Genomic DNA, 15,051 nt, shown 5'->3' on the forward strand with positions numbered 1-15,051 from the left:
GTGGATATCGGTCAAGATATTTTAAATACAACACCATTAGGTCCTTTACAAACCTCATTACTAGAGCATATTAGTAAACTTATATCCTTTGGCGAGTCATTGACCCGTCAAAGGATACAGATTTTTACACCCCTTCTAGAGTCCTCACAAGGTATTATGCATCATCGTGCTGATATGCTGTGTATTGAACGAAGTGAGCAAGGTGTTATTACTCGACAGGTAAAAGGGAATAATACATGGCATTCTATGATGGAAAATGGACAGCCTCTTATAGGGGTAGAACATGATCAACGACAACATGTTTTTCCTGTTGTAGACAATGGTGGGCGTATTATTGGGGGAATTGCTTTTACCGTGTCTCCGTCTATTAAGATAGAGCAATATGAGCAAGAGTATACCTTGTCAGATACGATGCAACGGCTTATGCTGACTGCTACGGATGAGCAAATACAATCGTACGAACCTATATCATATTTTGACGGTTTAATCATCTTTGATGATTCTCATAAAATTCTCTATGGTAATGAATCTGCAGTACAACTAGTAGATTTGCTAGGATTTGACCGACGACTTGTGGGCTCATCAATTTATAGCAGTACCTTAAAAGTTTCAGCCATCCAACAAGTGTTAGATGATAGAACAATATATACTAGTGAAGAGATCTATCAAGATATGGTCATTCGTCAACATATGATTCCTATTGCTATGGGGCGTAATGAAACCCGTTGTTTCCTCGTGCTTCACGATTGTACCCGTGAAAGTAAACAGCAACAAGAGTTATTGGTAAAGAACTCGATTATTAAAGAGGTTCATCACCGCGTAAAAAATAATTTACAAACCGTAGCTGGATTGTTGCGTATGGAGGCTAGACGTTCTAGCTTGCCGGAGGTTAAACAAGCCTTGCAAGAGGGAATAAATCGTATTGAAAGTATGGCATTAGTTCACGATATTGTATCCCATTATGACGAGGATTATATAGGTATCCGATCAATTTATGACGAGCTATGTCGCTTATTGCGTATGAGTATGGTTCGACAAGACCAAGATGTTACGTTTACCTATAGTGGAGAGGATATGTTGATTTCCTCTCATATGGCAAGTTATGTATCCCTCATAATTAATGAGCTAATTACCAATAGCCTTGAACATGGCTTAGATGGTAAAAATGGAGAGATTCGTTTAGCTGTTACAGATTCAGAGGAATATATTGTATTAGCTTTTTCTGATACGGGTAAAGGGTTGCCTCCAGAGTTTTCTATTAATTCTAACAAGCGTTTAGGATTAACTATCATTAATAATTTAGTTACCCATGAGTTAAAAGGGCGTCTATCTGTTAAAAATACTGATGCCGGTGTTCTAGTGACAATACATATGAAGAAGGAGAAGTAAATGCGCGTTTTAATAGTGGATGATGAATCCCTTATACGTATGGATCTACGCGATATTATTGAATCCTCTGGTCATGAAGTTGTGGCAGAAGGGACTAATGGTGTTGAAGCCATCAAGCTTTGCAAAGAATATAAACCTGATATTGTTCTAATGGATGTAAAAATGCCAGAATTAGATGGCATCGAAGCAGCACGACAAATTGGCTTTCACCATGAAGCACCTGTAGTTCTATTAACAAGTTATAGTCAACAGGATTTAATAAATAAGGCTAGAGAATCTGGCGTATATGGATATTTAATTAAGCCTGTTCGTGAAGAACAATTGGTTCCAACCTTAGAAATGGCATTAGGGCGTTATCATAGTGATGCTGAGCTACGCGAAAAAATGGCTGAATTAGAACAATCATTAGAGGATCGTAAAATCATTCAAAAAGGAACCGGTATATTGATGGAGCTATACTCTATATCAGAAGAGGAAGCCTATAATCGTATTCGCGCCCTAAGTATGAAGAAACGAGATAGTATTGTTAATATCTGTAAAGCATTAATTAATCAAGTTTCTAAATAGATGAAAAGACTAGTATAAGGATAAAACTTATACTAGTTTTTTTGCGTCTAACATCAAATAAAAACTAAAAAGTCAAAAAATCAAAATTTCTGCTTGCATTTATTTTGACATCGGTTATAATAATACATGTAATTAGCACTCGGTAACTTAGAGTGCTAATAAATTGTAAATAATAACTAGTAAATAAGGAGTGACATCATATGTTAAAACCATTAGCTGACCGCGTTCTTATCCGTTTAGAAGCAAAAGAAGAAAAAACTAAAAGTGGTATTTTCCTTCCTGATACAGCAAAAGAAAAACCTCAAGAAGGTGTAGTAGTAGCTGTAGGTGCTGGTAAAGTTTATGACAATGGTCAACGTGTAGCTCCAGAAGTTAAAGTTGGCGATACTGTTATGTTCGCAAAATATGCTGGTAGCGAATTAGAAATCGATGGCGCTACTCATTTGATCATTAGCGAACGCGATATCTTAGCAGTATTATAATAGCTAATTTATAGCTGTATAGAGCTAAACATACTATTGATACATTTTATATTGCCTGCGGGCATATACATTCCCTTACATTAGATACTGTTATTATCTAGGAGGTAATACATATGGCAAAAGAAATCTTGTTTAATGAAGAAGCTCGTCACGCTTTAGGTCGTGGCGTTGATCAATTGGCAAATGCTGTAAAAGTTACATTAGGACCAAAAGGCCGTAATGTTGTATTGGATAAAAAATTCGGTTCTCCAACAATCACAAACGATGGTGTAACTATTGCTCGTGATATCGAACTTCCAGATCCATTTGAAAACATGGGTGCTCAATTAGTTAAAGAAGTTGCTACTAAAACTAACGATGTAGCAGGTGACGGTACTACTACTGCAACTGTATTGGCACAAGCTATGATTCAAGAAGGTATGCGCAACGTAGCAGCTGGCGCTAATCCAATGATCTTGAAAAAAGGTATTGAAACAGCAGTTAAAACTTTGGTTGAAGAAATTAAAAAACGTTCCATCAAAGTTTCTGGTAAAGCTGAAATCGCTCAAGTTGCTAGCGTATCCGCTGCTGACGAAGAAATCGGTGGTTTAATCGCTGAAGCTATGGAAAAAGTAGGTAACGACGGCGTTATCACTGTAGAAGAATCCAAAGGCTTGCAAACTGCATTAAATGTAGTAGAAGGTATGCAATTCGACCGTGGTTACATTTCCCCTTACATGGTAACTGATCCTGATCGTATGGAAGCTGTTATGGATAACCCATATATCTTGATTACTGACCGTAAAATCAGTGCTATCGCAGATATGTTGCCAACACTTGAAAAAGTTGTAAAAGTGGGCAAAGAACTTCTTATCATCGCTGAAGATGTAGAAGGTGAAGCATTGGCTACATTGGTAGTAAACCGCTTACGTGGTACATTCAAAGCTGTAGCAGTTAAAGCTCCTGGCTTCGGTGACCGTCGTAAAGCTATGCTTGAAGATATCGCTATCTTGACTGGTGGTACTGTAATCACTGAAGATATGGGCCGTAAACTTGATTCCGTAGAACTTACTGACCTTGGTACAGCTCGTCAAGTTCGCATTACTAAAGATGAAACTACAATCATCGATGGTGTAGGCGATAAAGACGTTATCGCTAAACGCGTTAGCCAAATCCGTGCACAAGTAGAAGAAACAACTTCTGAATTCGACCGTGAAAAATTACAAGAACGTCTTGCTAAATTGTCCGGTGGTGTTGCAGTTATCGAAGTAGGTGCTGCTACAGAAGTTGAAATGAAAGATAAAAAACTTCGTATCGAAGACGCATTGAACGCAACTCGCGCTGCTGTTGAAGAAGGTATCGTAGCTGGTGGTGGTACTACATTCATCGACATCATCCCTGCATTGAACACATTGGAAGCTACTGGTGATGTTCAAACTGGTATCAACCTTGTTAAACGTGCAGTAGAAGAACCTCTTCGTCAAATCGCTTACAATGCTGGTCTTGAAGGCTCCGTTGTAGTTGAAAAAGTTAAAAATACTGAAGCTGGCGTTGGCTTCAATGCTTTGACTGAAGAATACATCGACATGGTAAAAGCTGGTATCGTGGATCCTGCAAAAGTTACACGTTCTGCTCTTCAAAATGCTGCATCCATTGCATCTCTTGTATTGACTACTGAAACAATCGTAGCTGACAAAGTAGAAGAAAATGCTGCAGTTCCTGCAATGCCTCCAATGGGTGGCATGGGCGGTATGATGTAATCAACTGCTTAGCGCATAATCTATAAGATTTAGAATAATCCTAATGAATTATGAACTATATGTTCACTTTTTCATTAGGATTATTTTTGTATTTATCTAAATCAGCTATATGAGGATTATCAAATCGATAAAATTGATTTTGTATACAATATATGTTATAATTCTATAGAATTTAATATTGAGTCTAGTTTGACACGGTAGTTACTGACCTTTATAATATGGTTATCGAATTATTTCGATGTTGTTTAACCTGAAAGAAGGATTACTATGTTGAGCTTTATTTTTAAAAGTAAACCTAATTATGTTAATTTTGGCCTCTTAGTTTATCGTTTGGCACTTGGTATTTCCATGTTTTATCATGGATATTTAAAGTATTTGAGCGGTGCTGAAGGCCTTTATAAAGTTGGAGCTATGTTGGCACCATTAGGTGTACCTGGTGGTTATGAAATATTAGGTACTATGGCAGCATATGCTGAAATGATAGGCGGCGTACTTATAGCAATTGGTCTATTTACACGGATTGGATCACTGCTACTTATTGGTACATTAGCAGTGGCCACAGTATTAAATCTTAGTGGCAGCTTCTTTAGTTGGGACTATCCATCTCAAATGGGCTTTGGTGCACTTATGTTATTCTTCGCAGGTGCAGGTCGCTATAGCCTAGATAAAGCTTTATTTAAATAATAATTAGGATAATAGACTCGTCGATTGATGAGTCTTTTATTTGTGTAGCGAGGTTATTATGAATACAAAAACAGTTCCGTTTACAGCTGAACAATTAGAAAATATTATTGCCCAATATCCAACACCATTTCATATTTACGATGAAGAAGGTATCATTGAAAATATGAAATCTTTCATCGATGCATTTTCTTGGAATAAAGGGTTTAAACAATATTTTGCTGTAAAAGCGACTCCAAATCCATATATTATGCGTGTGTTACAAAAACTTGGGGTAGGTGCAGACTGCTCTTCCTTGGCAGAGTTGATGCTATGCGAAAAAGTGGGCATTACAGGTCATGACATTATGTTCACATCTAATGACACACCATATGTGGAATATAAAAAAGCACTAGAAATGGGTGCTATTATCAACCTAGATGATATTACTCATATTGAATATTTAGAAAAAAATCATGGTTCTTTGCCTGATACGTTCTGCGTTCGTTATAACCCAGGCTCCTTAAAAGAAGGGGGCAATACAATTATTGGTCTTCCTGAAGAAGCTAAATACGGTATGACTCGTGAACAAATTTTTGAAGCCTACAAACAACTACAAGCAAAAGGTGTAAAACACTTTGGTATCCATACAATGGTTGTTTCTAATGAACTTGATATCGATGGCTTAGTTGGCACGGCTGAACTTTGCTTTAATCTTGCAGTAGATATTAAAAATGAGCTTGGCATCAATGTTGAGTTTATCGATCTTGGTGGTGGCGTAGGTGTTGCTTATAAACCAGAACAGACACCTGTAGATTTCAAAGCGCTTAGCAAGGGTGTAGAAGAGGCTTACAATAGAATTCTCGTAGCTAATGGTCTTGGTGATGTAGCATTAGCTTATGAATGTGGTCGTATGGTTACAGGTCCATTTGGTTACCTAGTTTCTACAGCAATTCACAAAAAAGATATTTATCGTCATTACATTGGTCTTGATTCTTGCATGGCAAATCTTATGCGTCCAGCATTATATGGTTCTTATCACCATATTACTGTAATGGGTAAAGAAAATGCGCCTAAGGACCATGTATATGATGTAACAGGTTCCTTATGTGAAAATAACGATAAGTTTGCTATCCAACGTGAATTGCCAAAAATTGATATTGGTGATCGTATCATCATTCATGATGCTGGTGCACATGGTCATTCTATGGGCTTTAACTATAATGGTAAATTGCGTTCTGCTGAGTTGTTATTACATAAAGATGGCTCTGTTACACAAATTCGTCGTGCTGAAACATATGATGATTTGTTTGGCACTCTCGATTTCTCCAACCTTTAATTTAATATTGAGAATCGAATAGGATGAGAATGAATATTATTAAAAGCCTATCAATATATGTAATATATGATATTCTTTTAATTCCTGTATATTTTAGTAGGAATATCTTGCTATCATTTAGATAAGAATGTATAATAATTGTAGATTGTTATGCACATACTTGCTAAGTTGGCGAGAATTACGGCGGTATTCACGTTAGTGCGTACCGCCTTTTTATATGTGTCAGTATATACGTTTTACATATAACGATTGTATGCCTCGATATAGAGGATACATAATAAAAAGGAGTGAACATTTTGGCTGAATTACTTCAGATAAAAGATTTAAAGGTATCCGTTGAAGATAAACAAATCTTGAAAGGTATCAACTTAACAATTAATAAAGGTGAAATTCACGTTGTAATGGGCACAAATGGTGCAGGTAAGTCTACACTTGCTAATGCTATCATGGGTAACTCTACATATACTGTAGACAGCGGCTCCATTATTTTTGATGGTAAAGATATTACAGAAGATGCAGTAAACGATCGTGCAAAAGCTGGTATTTTCATGTCCTTCCAAAACCCTATTTCTATTCCTGGCATTACAGTAGAAAACTTCATCCGTACTGCGAAATCTACAATTACTGGTGAAAATGTACGTGCTTTATCTTTCAAAAAAGAATTGAAAGAAAAAATGGATGAATTATCCTTCGATGTGTCTTATGCACAACGTTATGTAAATGAAGGGTTCTCCGGTGGTGAACGCAAGAAAAATGAAATTCTTCAAATGTCCATTTTAAATCCTAAATTGGCTATTCTTGATGAAACAGACTCCGGCCTTGACGTAGATGCGGTTCGTATCGTATCTGAAGGTGTACAACGTTTCCACAACGAAGAAAATGCTGTATTGATCATCACTCACCATAACCAAATCTTGCAAAAATTAAAACCTGATTTCGTTCATGTATTGATCAATGGTAAGATCGTTAAAACTGGTGATGCTTCTCTTGTACGTGAAATCGAAGAAAAAGGTTACGACGCATACAAAGCATTAGCATAGGAGGCACAATGGAAGAAAGAAAGAAAACCCAAGTCGCGGATATGGACCGTGGTGTCTACGATATTAAGAATGACTTTGAATATTCTTATATTTCTGATGCTGGTTTAACAGAAGATATTATCCGTGAAATTTGGTCTAATAAAAATGAACCTGAATGGATGCTTGACTTCCGTTTGAAATCTTTAGAAATCTACAATCGCATGGGGATTCCAAATTGGATTCCTGATATTTCTGGCTTAGATATGGCAAATATCCATACTTATGTTAAGCCAAAAGTAGATATGAAAGAAAACTGGGACGAAGTTCCAGAAGAAATTAAAAGTACTTTTGACCGCTTAGGTATTCCAGAAGCGGAAAAAACATCTCTTGCAGGTGTTGGTGCTCAATATGACTCTGAAGTTGTTTATCACAGTATTCAAGAAGATCTTGTTAAACAAGGTGTTATCTATACTGATATCGAAACTGCACTTCATGAGCATGAAGAAATCGTAAAAAAATACTGGATGACATTGATTCCACCTACAGACCATAAATGGGCGGCTCTTCATGGTGCAGTTTGGTCTGGTGGTTCCTTCGTATACGTTCCAGCAGGCGTACAAGTAGAAATTCCATTACAATCTTATTTCCGCTTGAATGCACCAGGTGCTGGTCAGTTCGAACATACTATGATCATCGTAGAAGAAGGTGCTAAATTGCACTTCATCGAAGGTTGTTCTGCTCCTAAATACGATGTATCTAACCTTCATGCAGGCGCTGTTGAATTGTTCGTTAAAGACAATGCTACATTGCGTTACTCTACAATTGAAAACTGGTCCAAGAACATGTACAACCTTAACACAAAACGTTGTGTAGTAGGTAAAAATGGTACAATCGAATGGGTATCTGGCTCCTTTGGTTCCAAAGTTTCTTGCTTGTATCCAATGAGTATTCTTAACGGTGAAGGTGCACATGCTGAATTTACAGGTGTAACATTCGCTGGTGAAGGTCAATTCCTTGATACAGGTTGTAAGGTAGTTCATAATGCTCCTTACACAACTAGTAATGTAAACTCTAAATCTATTTCCAAATCCGGTGGTGCTGCTATTTACCGTGGCCTTTTGAAAATTGGCCCTAAAGCAGAACATTCCAAAGCGACTGTATCTTGTGAATCCTTGATGCTTGATGCAGAGTCTCAATCTGATACAATTCCAGCGATTATCGTAGAAAACGATAATGTGGATTTAGGTCATGAAGCTAAAATCGGTCGTATTTCCGACGAAGCGATTTTCTATCTCATGACACGTGGTATTAGCGAAGAAGAAGCTCGTGCAATGCTCGTTCGTGGTTTCGTTGAGCCAATCTCCAAAGAATTACCACTTGAGTATGCTGTAGAAATGAACAATCTAATCAATCTTGAATTAGAAGGTTCTATCGGTTAAGGAGGAATTATGAGCGAATTACTATTTAATGAACTCCCTAGACCGACATTCAGATGGTTGCGTGTTAACCATACTGTAAGCTCTCTAGCTGGAGAAGATACATCTGTACAATCCATCGCTGTAGAAGCGAATCAAAATATACTTTCACCATTGCCTACAGGAACAGCACTGTTAAATGCTAAATATGAAGGTGCTAATAAGGATGCTGTTCAAGCATTGGTGGATAATGCAGAAGGTTATGCTATCAATGTTCCTGCTAAGGAAAAGGAAGTTGTAGGCATCCGCATTGATGCTAATGCACGTGTAGCTAACCGTTTCCAATTCATCGTTGGTGAAGGGGCAGAACTAGAGGTACAATTCTATGTAACTGGCACTGGTGAAGCTTTAACAAATGTTAGTTATTTAAATGAATACGATGTAAAAGAAGGCGGTAAAGTTGTAGTGAAAAAGGTAAATCTTTTACCTGAACATGTACAACATATCGAACATCGTTATACAAAATTGGAAGATAAAGCAGATGTAGAATACATCAATATTGAACTTGGTGGTAGCGAAAATATTTTGAACTACTATCATGATTTAGTAGGTCAAGAATCTCATATGGTTCATGATATTGCTTATCTTGGTAACGAAGAACAAAAATTTGATATCTCCATGATTATGAGTCATGGTGGTAAAAAATCCTTCAGTGATATTCATACATTAGGTGCTCTTAGTGGCAATTCTAAAAAATCTTTCCGTGGTACTCTTGATTTCCTTCATGGTGCAACAGCTTCTGAAGGTGCGGAAGAAGATACTTGCTTATTGTTAGATCCAACTGTAAAATCTGTTTCTTTACCTCTATTATTGTGTAAAGAAGATAATGTAGTGGGTAATCATGCAGCGAGTGCAGGCCAAATTGATCATAATAAATTGTTCTATATCATGAGCCGTGGCTTTAGTGAAGTAGAAGCAAAACATATCATTGTAGAATCTATGATTCGACCTATTATTGATCGCATTGGTGATGAAACGATTGAAGAAGCAGCGTTAGCAGCTGTACGTAATAAAATTTAAAGAGGCGTTTTTATGAGACCAATTGCAGAAGCATACAAAGACTTTCCTATACTACATAAAGAGCATAATGGGCACCGCGTTATCTATTTAGATAGCGGTGCTACTGCACAAATTCCACAATCCGTAATTGATCGTGTTGTGGAACATATGACACAACGTAATGGTAATCCACATCGTGGCTCTCATATTTTAGCTATTGAAGCATCTGAAGATTATGAAAATGCACGTGATCGCGTAGTTGAATTTATCAATGCTCGTGAGCGTGAAGAAGTGGTATTTACACGTAATAGTACAGAATCTATGAACTTGATTGCTCATAGCTATGGTCTTCATAATGTGAAGAAAGGTGACAAGATTGTCATTACTGTTGCGGAACATCATGCCAATCTTGTAACATGGCAATATGTAGCAGAACAAACAGGGGCAACCTTAGAATATATGTACCTTGATGAACATGGGCATTTAAAAGATGGTGAAATCAATAAAATTGATGAGAACACTAAAATTGTTGCCTTTGCTCATGTTAGTAATGTGCTTGGTATGGAATTCCCTGTAAAGGAATTAACTGAAAAAGCGCATTCCGTAGGTGCTGTAGTAGTTCTCGATGGTGCTCAATCTACACCTCATAAAAAAATTGATGTTCAAGAATTAGATTGTGATTTCTTCGTATTCTCTGGTCATAAAATGTGTGCATCTCAAGGTATTGGTGTGCTTTATGGTAAACGTGAGTTATTAGAAGCGATGCCACCTTTCCTATTGGGTGGGGATATGATTGAATATGTAAAAGAACAAACTGCTACATTCAATGAGCTTCCTTATAAGTTTGAAGCAGGTACACCAAATGCTGATGGCGCCGTTTCCTTACATGCGGCAATTGATTATTTAGAATCCTTTGGCATGGATGCTATTGAAGCTTATGAAGAAGAACTAGTAGCATATATTCTTCCTAAAATTGTTGCATTACCACATGTTCATGTGATTGGGTCTCAAAATCCTAAGGAAAAACATGGTGTAATTGCATTCACTGTAGATGATGTACATCCTCATGATGTAGCTACGATTTTGGACTCTAAAGGCATTTGTGTTCGTTCTGGACACCATTGTGCACAACCATTAGGTGCATTCTACAATGTATCTGCATCTACTCGTCTAAGCATGTACTTATATACTCGTAAGGAAGATCTAGATGCATTCCTAGAAGTATTGAAGACAGTTCGTTCAGTAATGGGTTTTAAAGATTAGGAGATTTACCATCAATGGAAATGGATCAATTATATACAGAACTTATTTTGGAACATAACCAAGATAAGCGTAATAAACATGAGTTAGCTCATTTTACAAATTCTGAACATGGCCATAACCCTAGTTGTGGTGATGATCTAACATTACAACTCAACGTAGAAGATGGCATTATCAAAGATGCTGCTTACACCGGTTCTGGTTGTGCTATCAGTCAAGCGTCTGCATCTATGATGATTGATATTATTAAGGGAAAATCTGTTGAAGAAGCTCTTCGTTTGGTAGAAATTTTCTTAGGTATGATCAAAAAAGAAATTACCGATGAAAATGAGTTAGAAGAATTAGAAGATGCTATGGCATTGCAAAATATTTCTAACATGCCAGCGCGTGTTAAGTGTGCGGTTCTTGCATGGCATACATTAAAAGAGGCTTTAAAGAAATAATATGAAGAAAACAATATTATTTGATTTAGATGGAACTTTAACAGATTCTCAAGAAGGTATTCTTAAAAGTATTAAATTTGCATTGGAACATTTTGGCTATGATGTTCCTGATGAAGAAACATTGCAATTATTTTTAGGACCACCATTGGTAGATGCTTTTCAAGAGCATTGTGGCATGACCTTTGACCAAGCGGAAGAAACGTACTTTAAATTCCGCGAACGATATGGTACAATCGGTAAATTTGAAAATCAAGTGTATCCGAATATTGTAGACTTGTTGGCTAAATGCAAAACAGAACAATATACTATTGCCGTTGCTACAGCAAAGCCTGAGCATTATGCTAAGGATATTTTAGATCACTTTGAATTAACACCTTACTTTGATGTAATTGTAGGTGCTAATTATGAAAGTGGTTTATTGCATAAGAAAGAGATTCTTGAAAAAGCTCTTAAACTTTGTGGCAATCCTTTAACTGATGAAAATGGTCGTCGTTTGGCCTTTATGGTAGGCGATCGTAAGTATGATGTAGAGGCAGCTAACGAACTTGGTTGTATTTCTATCGGTGTTACTTATGGTTATGGTACAGAAGCTGAACTAAAAGAAGCCGATGCAGAGTACATCTGTGATAATGTTGATGAAATTGCTGACGTTCTCGATCTTGAAGAAATGATGGTTCGTAGATAAGCTCTTATAAATAAAATATTAACCTTAAAAAGGCTAGAGGAATTTCCTCTAGCCTTTTTGTATCTATCTAATAAAAGGACTAACCAATAAGGTTAGTCCTTTGTATTATTTTTTTAGACCGCTTTTTTTAGCTAATGTTTTGATAACCTTAGCACTTTGTTTTTTCAATTTGCCGCCTGTTTGTTTGAGTTGAATACGTGTACGAGAAACACGACCAAGTGTAGTAATCTTTGTTTTGCGACGTGGCTTCATATCGCGCTCGTTACCAAAGTCGCCACGTTGTACACTTGTTGCTTTTACCTTTTCTGCTCTGAAAGATTTACGCAACGCTTTCATAATTAATGTGAGCGGTAAGGATTGCTCAAAAGAATACAAATCAACAGCCACATAGCCTAGAGCAGGATACGTGTGCAATGTAAAGTGAAAGCCTGGTGCAACAGATAGGAGGGCGATCTCCTCGTCCATAACTTGACAACTGATTTCATCAACATCAAGGTCAGCTAAATCAAATGCGGTTGCTACACTTTCTTGTACAGCTGTAGCGGATGAGATTGCATCTTCATCGCAGGAATATAAATCAATTAACAGTTCTTGTCCTAATGCTTCTGCCATAACAACACCTTCTTTCATAAAAATATATCTCATTTATTATACCTATAATTTAAGATTAAGTCCAATTATAGGGGGATGTATTAAAAGGTCAAATGTATAGTATAGAAATTTGACCTTTATATTGACTAAAGTCAAAAAGTCAAATATAATAGATATATGTAAAAAGCAAATAGTCAAAATATATATTAAATAAAATGTTAAAGAGGTGTTTTTTATGAGTATGATAGCTGATAAAATAGAAAAGTTTATATTGGATCGTATGCGTGAAGAACAAGAGAAATTAATTTTAAAGCGTAACGAATTAGCTGATGAGTTAGATTGTGCACCTTCGCAAATTAGTTATGTTTTAAGTACGCGATTTTCCAATGAGCGTGGGTTTGATGTTGAATCAAGACGTGGATTAGGTGGATATATTCGAATCACAAAATTAAATCCAGAAAGTTCTGATTCTCTACCAGCTGTAACAACCTATCGTATTTATGAAGGTCAAAATACAGTAGATCGTTTAATTGATATAAAAGATGTAGACCAATCATTATTTCAATTACTACAAGCAGAAAAAATTACTCGTCGTGAGGCTCAATTGATGCATAATTCTTTTGCTACATTGATTGAAAATACAGATATTGAACATCGAAATAATGCAATTCGTGAGCTATACGCAACAATGGTGGATACACTACGGAAGGAGTGATGATCAGTGATATGTGATCATTGCCATAAAAATGAAGCTACCATCCACATGACAAATATTGTAAATAATCAGAAGACGGAACAACATTTGTGCAATACATGTGCTACAGCACTACAGCAGGAGGGAAAATTATCTCCTTATAGTTCCTTTATGAATGATATGTGGGATGATAGCTTTTTTACCAATGAGTTCTTTAAGAATATGGTCTATCCTGACAATCTATTAAAATCTCATCAGTCTAAACGTTGCCCTCAATGTGGTATTACCTATGATGAGTTCAATCGGGTAGGCAAGTTTGGTTGTAATACATGTTATGAAACCTTTGCTAGTGAAATAAAACCGTTATTACAAAGATTACAAGGTAGTTCTGAATATGAAGGAACTGTTCCTAGTCATGGTCATAATGTATTTAAAGCAAAGTATGAACTAAAGCGGTTACGTCATCAATTAGACTCAGCAATTCAAGCTGAGAACTTCGAAGATGCAGCCATTTTAAGAGATAAAATAAAAGAATTAGAAGCCATCATTGGTGGCGATAAAGAATAGGAGGTTCTTATTATGTTAGATACTATATTAGATTCTCCTTTAAGCCCATGGCTACAACATGATACGGACGCAACCGATCATATTGTCATATCTAGTCGAATCCGATTAGCACGAAATTTTGATGGTATATTGTTTACAAATCGTAATGATACGTCATCTTTAGAAAAGGTAAATACCATTTCTAGAGGTTTGCTTCAACCTTTAAAAGAAGTAGATGGACATCAATACTCCAATATTAATCTTGAGCAATTAAGCGAGCGTGAGCGAGCTATATTGGTTGAAAAACATTTAATGAGTCCTGCATTGGAGGAAAAATTGCCATATCGCAATTTAGTAGTATCTGACGATGCATCTATTGTAATTATGGTGAATGAAGAAGACCATTTGCGGATTCAATCAATGGTTTCAGGATTGCGATTACAAGAAGCTTATGAACATGCTCAAACAATAGATAAGGCTATTGAAGCAAAATATCCATATGCTTTTGATGAACGATTTGGTTATTTAACAGCCTGTCCTACGAATGTAGGCACAGGTTTGAGAGCATCTGTAATGCTACATTTGCCAGCATTGACCATATCTGGTCGAATTACACGACTCATACGTAGCATCATTCAATTAGGCTATTCTGTACGTGGACTATATGGAGAAGGCTCCGAAGCGTTAGGAAATATTTACCAAATTTCTAATCAACGTACTATGGGTGTCAGTGAAGAGGATACCATCGAGCAATTGACGAAGATTGTAGAAGGTATCATTGCAGAAGAGCGAAAATCTCGACAATCCTTATTACATAATGATAAAGAAGGTTTAGAAGATGTATTATGGCGCTCGTTTGGCGTTTTACAATATGCGCGTCGTGTAAATGGTAAAGAGGCCTTAACAAAGCTTAGCGATATCCAATTAGGCGTTGACTTAGAGATTTTACCTTCTTGGAGTAAGGATTCATTTAATGAATTAATCGCCATAACTAGACCTAATTTTCTTTCTAAATATGCAGGAAATGATGATCTAACAGAAATCGAGCGTGATAGCTATCGGGCAAAGGTAATCCGCCAAAAGCTTTCATATTAATAGCTATTCCAATGGTATGTCCTACCGTTGTTTACATATATTTGAAGAGAAATAATTACAATTTACAT

General features: G+C 36.6%; 16 protein-coding genes. 15 read left to right on the forward strand and 1 reads right to left on the reverse strand.

The window, feature by feature from the left end; all coding sequences use genetic code 11:
- The 12 genes from LKD20_RS00495 to LKD20_RS00550 all read left to right on the forward strand — a co-directional run bounded on the left by LKD20_RS00495 (position 1) and on the right by LKD20_RS00550 (position 12,057).
- Entirely contained in the window at positions 1-1,389 is a 1,389-nt protein-coding gene (locus tag LKD20_RS00495; RefSeq protein WP_227720338.1) for a sensor histidine kinase, read from the forward strand.
- Positions 1,390-1,956: an ANTAR domain-containing response regulator gene (locus LKD20_RS00500; RefSeq protein WP_119208027.1), complete on the forward strand. Its 567-nt coding sequence runs from the start codon at positions 1,390-1,392 to the stop codon at positions 1,954-1,956.
- A gap of 200 nt (positions 1,957-2,156) precedes the next feature.
- A complete protein-coding gene (gene groES / locus LKD20_RS00505; RefSeq protein WP_004696047.1) occupies positions 2,157-2,438 on the forward strand; it encodes a co-chaperone GroES in 282 nt (93 codons plus the stop codon).
- Between the two features lie 113 nt (positions 2,439-2,551).
- Positions 2,552-4,177 carry a chaperonin GroEL gene (groL, locus tag LKD20_RS00510; protein WP_227720340.1) on the forward strand — a complete coding sequence of 542 codons (1,626 nt, stop codon included), beginning with the start codon at positions 2,552-2,554 and terminating at the stop codon, positions 4,175-4,177.
- A gap of 267 nt (positions 4,178-4,444) precedes the next feature.
- Entirely contained in the window at positions 4,445-4,861 is a 417-nt protein-coding gene (locus LKD20_RS00515) for a DoxX family protein (RefSeq protein ID WP_227720347.1), read from the forward strand.
- 58 nt (positions 4,862-4,919) lie between these two features.
- Positions 4,920-6,176: a diaminopimelate decarboxylase family protein gene (locus LKD20_RS00520; RefSeq protein ID WP_005386368.1), complete on the forward strand. Its 1,257-nt coding sequence runs from the start codon at positions 4,920-4,922 to the stop codon at positions 6,174-6,176.
- 296 nt (positions 6,177-6,472) lie between these two features.
- Positions 6,473-7,216: a Fe-S cluster assembly ATPase SufC gene (gene sufC, locus LKD20_RS00525; RefSeq protein WP_227720348.1), complete on the forward strand. Its 744-nt coding sequence runs from the start codon at positions 6,473-6,475 to the stop codon at positions 7,214-7,216.
- Positions 7,217-7,224: 8 nt separating this feature from the next.
- Positions 7,225-8,634 carry a Fe-S cluster assembly protein SufB gene (sufB, locus tag LKD20_RS00530; RefSeq protein ID WP_105089273.1) on the forward strand — a complete coding sequence of 470 codons (1,410 nt, stop codon included), beginning with the start codon at positions 7,225-7,227 and terminating at the stop codon, positions 8,632-8,634.
- Positions 8,635-8,643: 9 nt separating this feature from the next.
- Positions 8,644-9,690, forward strand: a complete 1,047-nt coding sequence (locus LKD20_RS00535) for a SufB/SufD family protein (RefSeq protein WP_227720350.1) — start codon at positions 8,644-8,646, stop codon at positions 9,688-9,690.
- 12 nt (positions 9,691-9,702) lie between these two features.
- Complete coding sequence (locus LKD20_RS00540) at positions 9,703-10,932, forward strand: SufS family cysteine desulfurase (protein WP_060924276.1); 1,230 nt, start codon at positions 9,703-9,705, stop codon at positions 10,930-10,932.
- A gap of 14 nt (positions 10,933-10,946) precedes the next feature.
- Entirely contained in the window at positions 10,947-11,372 is a 426-nt protein-coding gene (gene sufU / locus LKD20_RS00545) for a Fe-S cluster assembly sulfur transfer protein SufU (protein WP_024066921.1), read from the forward strand.
- A gap of 1 nt (position 11,373) precedes the next feature.
- Positions 11,374-12,057 carry an HAD hydrolase-like protein gene (locus LKD20_RS00550; RefSeq protein ID WP_227720351.1) on the forward strand — a complete coding sequence of 228 codons (684 nt, stop codon included), beginning with the start codon at positions 11,374-11,376 and terminating at the stop codon, positions 12,055-12,057.
- Between the two features lie 105 nt (positions 12,058-12,162).
- Here the strand turns inward: LKD20_RS00550 and LKD20_RS00555 are convergent, their stop codons facing one another.
- Entirely contained in the window at positions 12,163-12,669 is a 507-nt protein-coding gene (locus tag LKD20_RS00555) for an S-adenosylmethionine decarboxylase family protein (RefSeq protein WP_005386379.1), read from the reverse strand.
- Between the two features lie 214 nt (positions 12,670-12,883).
- On the opposite strand from LKD20_RS00555, the gene LKD20_RS00560 reads away from it, so the two are divergent.
- The 3 genes from LKD20_RS00560 to LKD20_RS00570 are packed head-to-tail and all read left to right on the forward strand — an operon-like array spanning position 12,884 to position 14,983.
- Entirely contained in the window at positions 12,884-13,363 is a 480-nt protein-coding gene (locus LKD20_RS00560; RefSeq protein ID WP_024065767.1) for a CtsR family transcriptional regulator, read from the forward strand.
- Positions 13,364-13,411: 48 nt separating this feature from the next.
- Positions 13,412-13,909 (forward strand): UvrB/UvrC motif-containing protein, encoded by a 498-nt coding sequence (locus LKD20_RS00565; RefSeq protein WP_227720355.1) that lies wholly within the window; start codon positions 13,412-13,414, stop codon positions 13,907-13,909.
- Between the two features lie 12 nt (positions 13,910-13,921).
- Positions 13,922-14,983 carry a protein arginine kinase gene (locus LKD20_RS00570; RefSeq protein ID WP_227720357.1) on the forward strand — a complete coding sequence of 354 codons (1,062 nt, stop codon included), beginning with the start codon at positions 13,922-13,924 and terminating at the stop codon, positions 14,981-14,983.
- Positions 14,984-15,051 lie beyond the last annotated feature (68 nt).

The sequence above is a fragment of the Veillonella fallax genome (assembly GCF_020687175.1).
Lineage (GTDB): Bacteria > Bacillota > Negativicutes > Veillonellales > Veillonellaceae > Veillonella > Veillonella fallax.

What these genes read in the sequence shown, in the direction of transcription:
- LKD20_RS00500 (WP_119208027.1), top strand. Translation starts at nt 1,390, where the DNA reads ATGCGCGTTTTAATAGTGGATGATGAATCCCTTATACGTATGGATCTA.
- groES (WP_004696047.1), top strand. Translation starts at nt 2,157, where the DNA reads ATGTTAAAACCATTAGCTGACCGCGTTCTTATCCGTTTAGAAGCAAAA.
- groL (WP_227720340.1), top strand. Translation starts at nt 2,552, where the DNA reads ATGGCAAAAGAAATCTTGTTTAATGAAGAAGCTCGTCACGCTTTAGGT.
- LKD20_RS00515 (WP_227720347.1), top strand. Translation starts at nt 4,445, where the DNA reads ATGTTGAGCTTTATTTTTAAAAGTAAACCTAATTATGTTAATTTTGGC.
- LKD20_RS00520 (WP_005386368.1), top strand. Translation starts at nt 4,920, where the DNA reads ATGAATACAAAAACAGTTCCGTTTACAGCTGAACAATTAGAAAATATT.
- sufB (WP_105089273.1), top strand. Translation starts at nt 7,225, where the DNA reads ATGGAAGAAAGAAAGAAAACCCAAGTCGCGGATATGGACCGTGGTGTC.
- LKD20_RS00535 (WP_227720350.1), top strand. Translation starts at nt 8,644, where the DNA reads ATGAGCGAATTACTATTTAATGAACTCCCTAGACCGACATTCAGATGG.
- LKD20_RS00540 (WP_060924276.1), top strand. Translation starts at nt 9,703, where the DNA reads ATGAGACCAATTGCAGAAGCATACAAAGACTTTCCTATACTACATAAA.
- sufU (WP_024066921.1), top strand. Translation starts at nt 10,947, where the DNA reads ATGGAAATGGATCAATTATATACAGAACTTATTTTGGAACATAACCAA.
- LKD20_RS00550 (WP_227720351.1), top strand. Translation starts at nt 11,374, where the DNA reads ATGAAGAAAACAATATTATTTGATTTAGATGGAACTTTAACAGATTCT.
- LKD20_RS00555 (WP_005386379.1), bottom strand. Translation starts at nt 12,669, where the DNA reads ATGGCAGAAGCATTAGGACAAGAACTGTTAATTGATTTATATTCCTGC.
- LKD20_RS00560 (WP_024065767.1), top strand. Translation starts at nt 12,884, where the DNA reads ATGAGTATGATAGCTGATAAAATAGAAAAGTTTATATTGGATCGTATG.
- LKD20_RS00565 (WP_227720355.1), top strand. Translation starts at nt 13,412, where the DNA reads ATGACAAATATTGTAAATAATCAGAAGACGGAACAACATTTGTGCAAT.
- LKD20_RS00570 (WP_227720357.1), top strand. Translation starts at nt 13,922, where the DNA reads ATGTTAGATACTATATTAGATTCTCCTTTAAGCCCATGGCTACAACAT.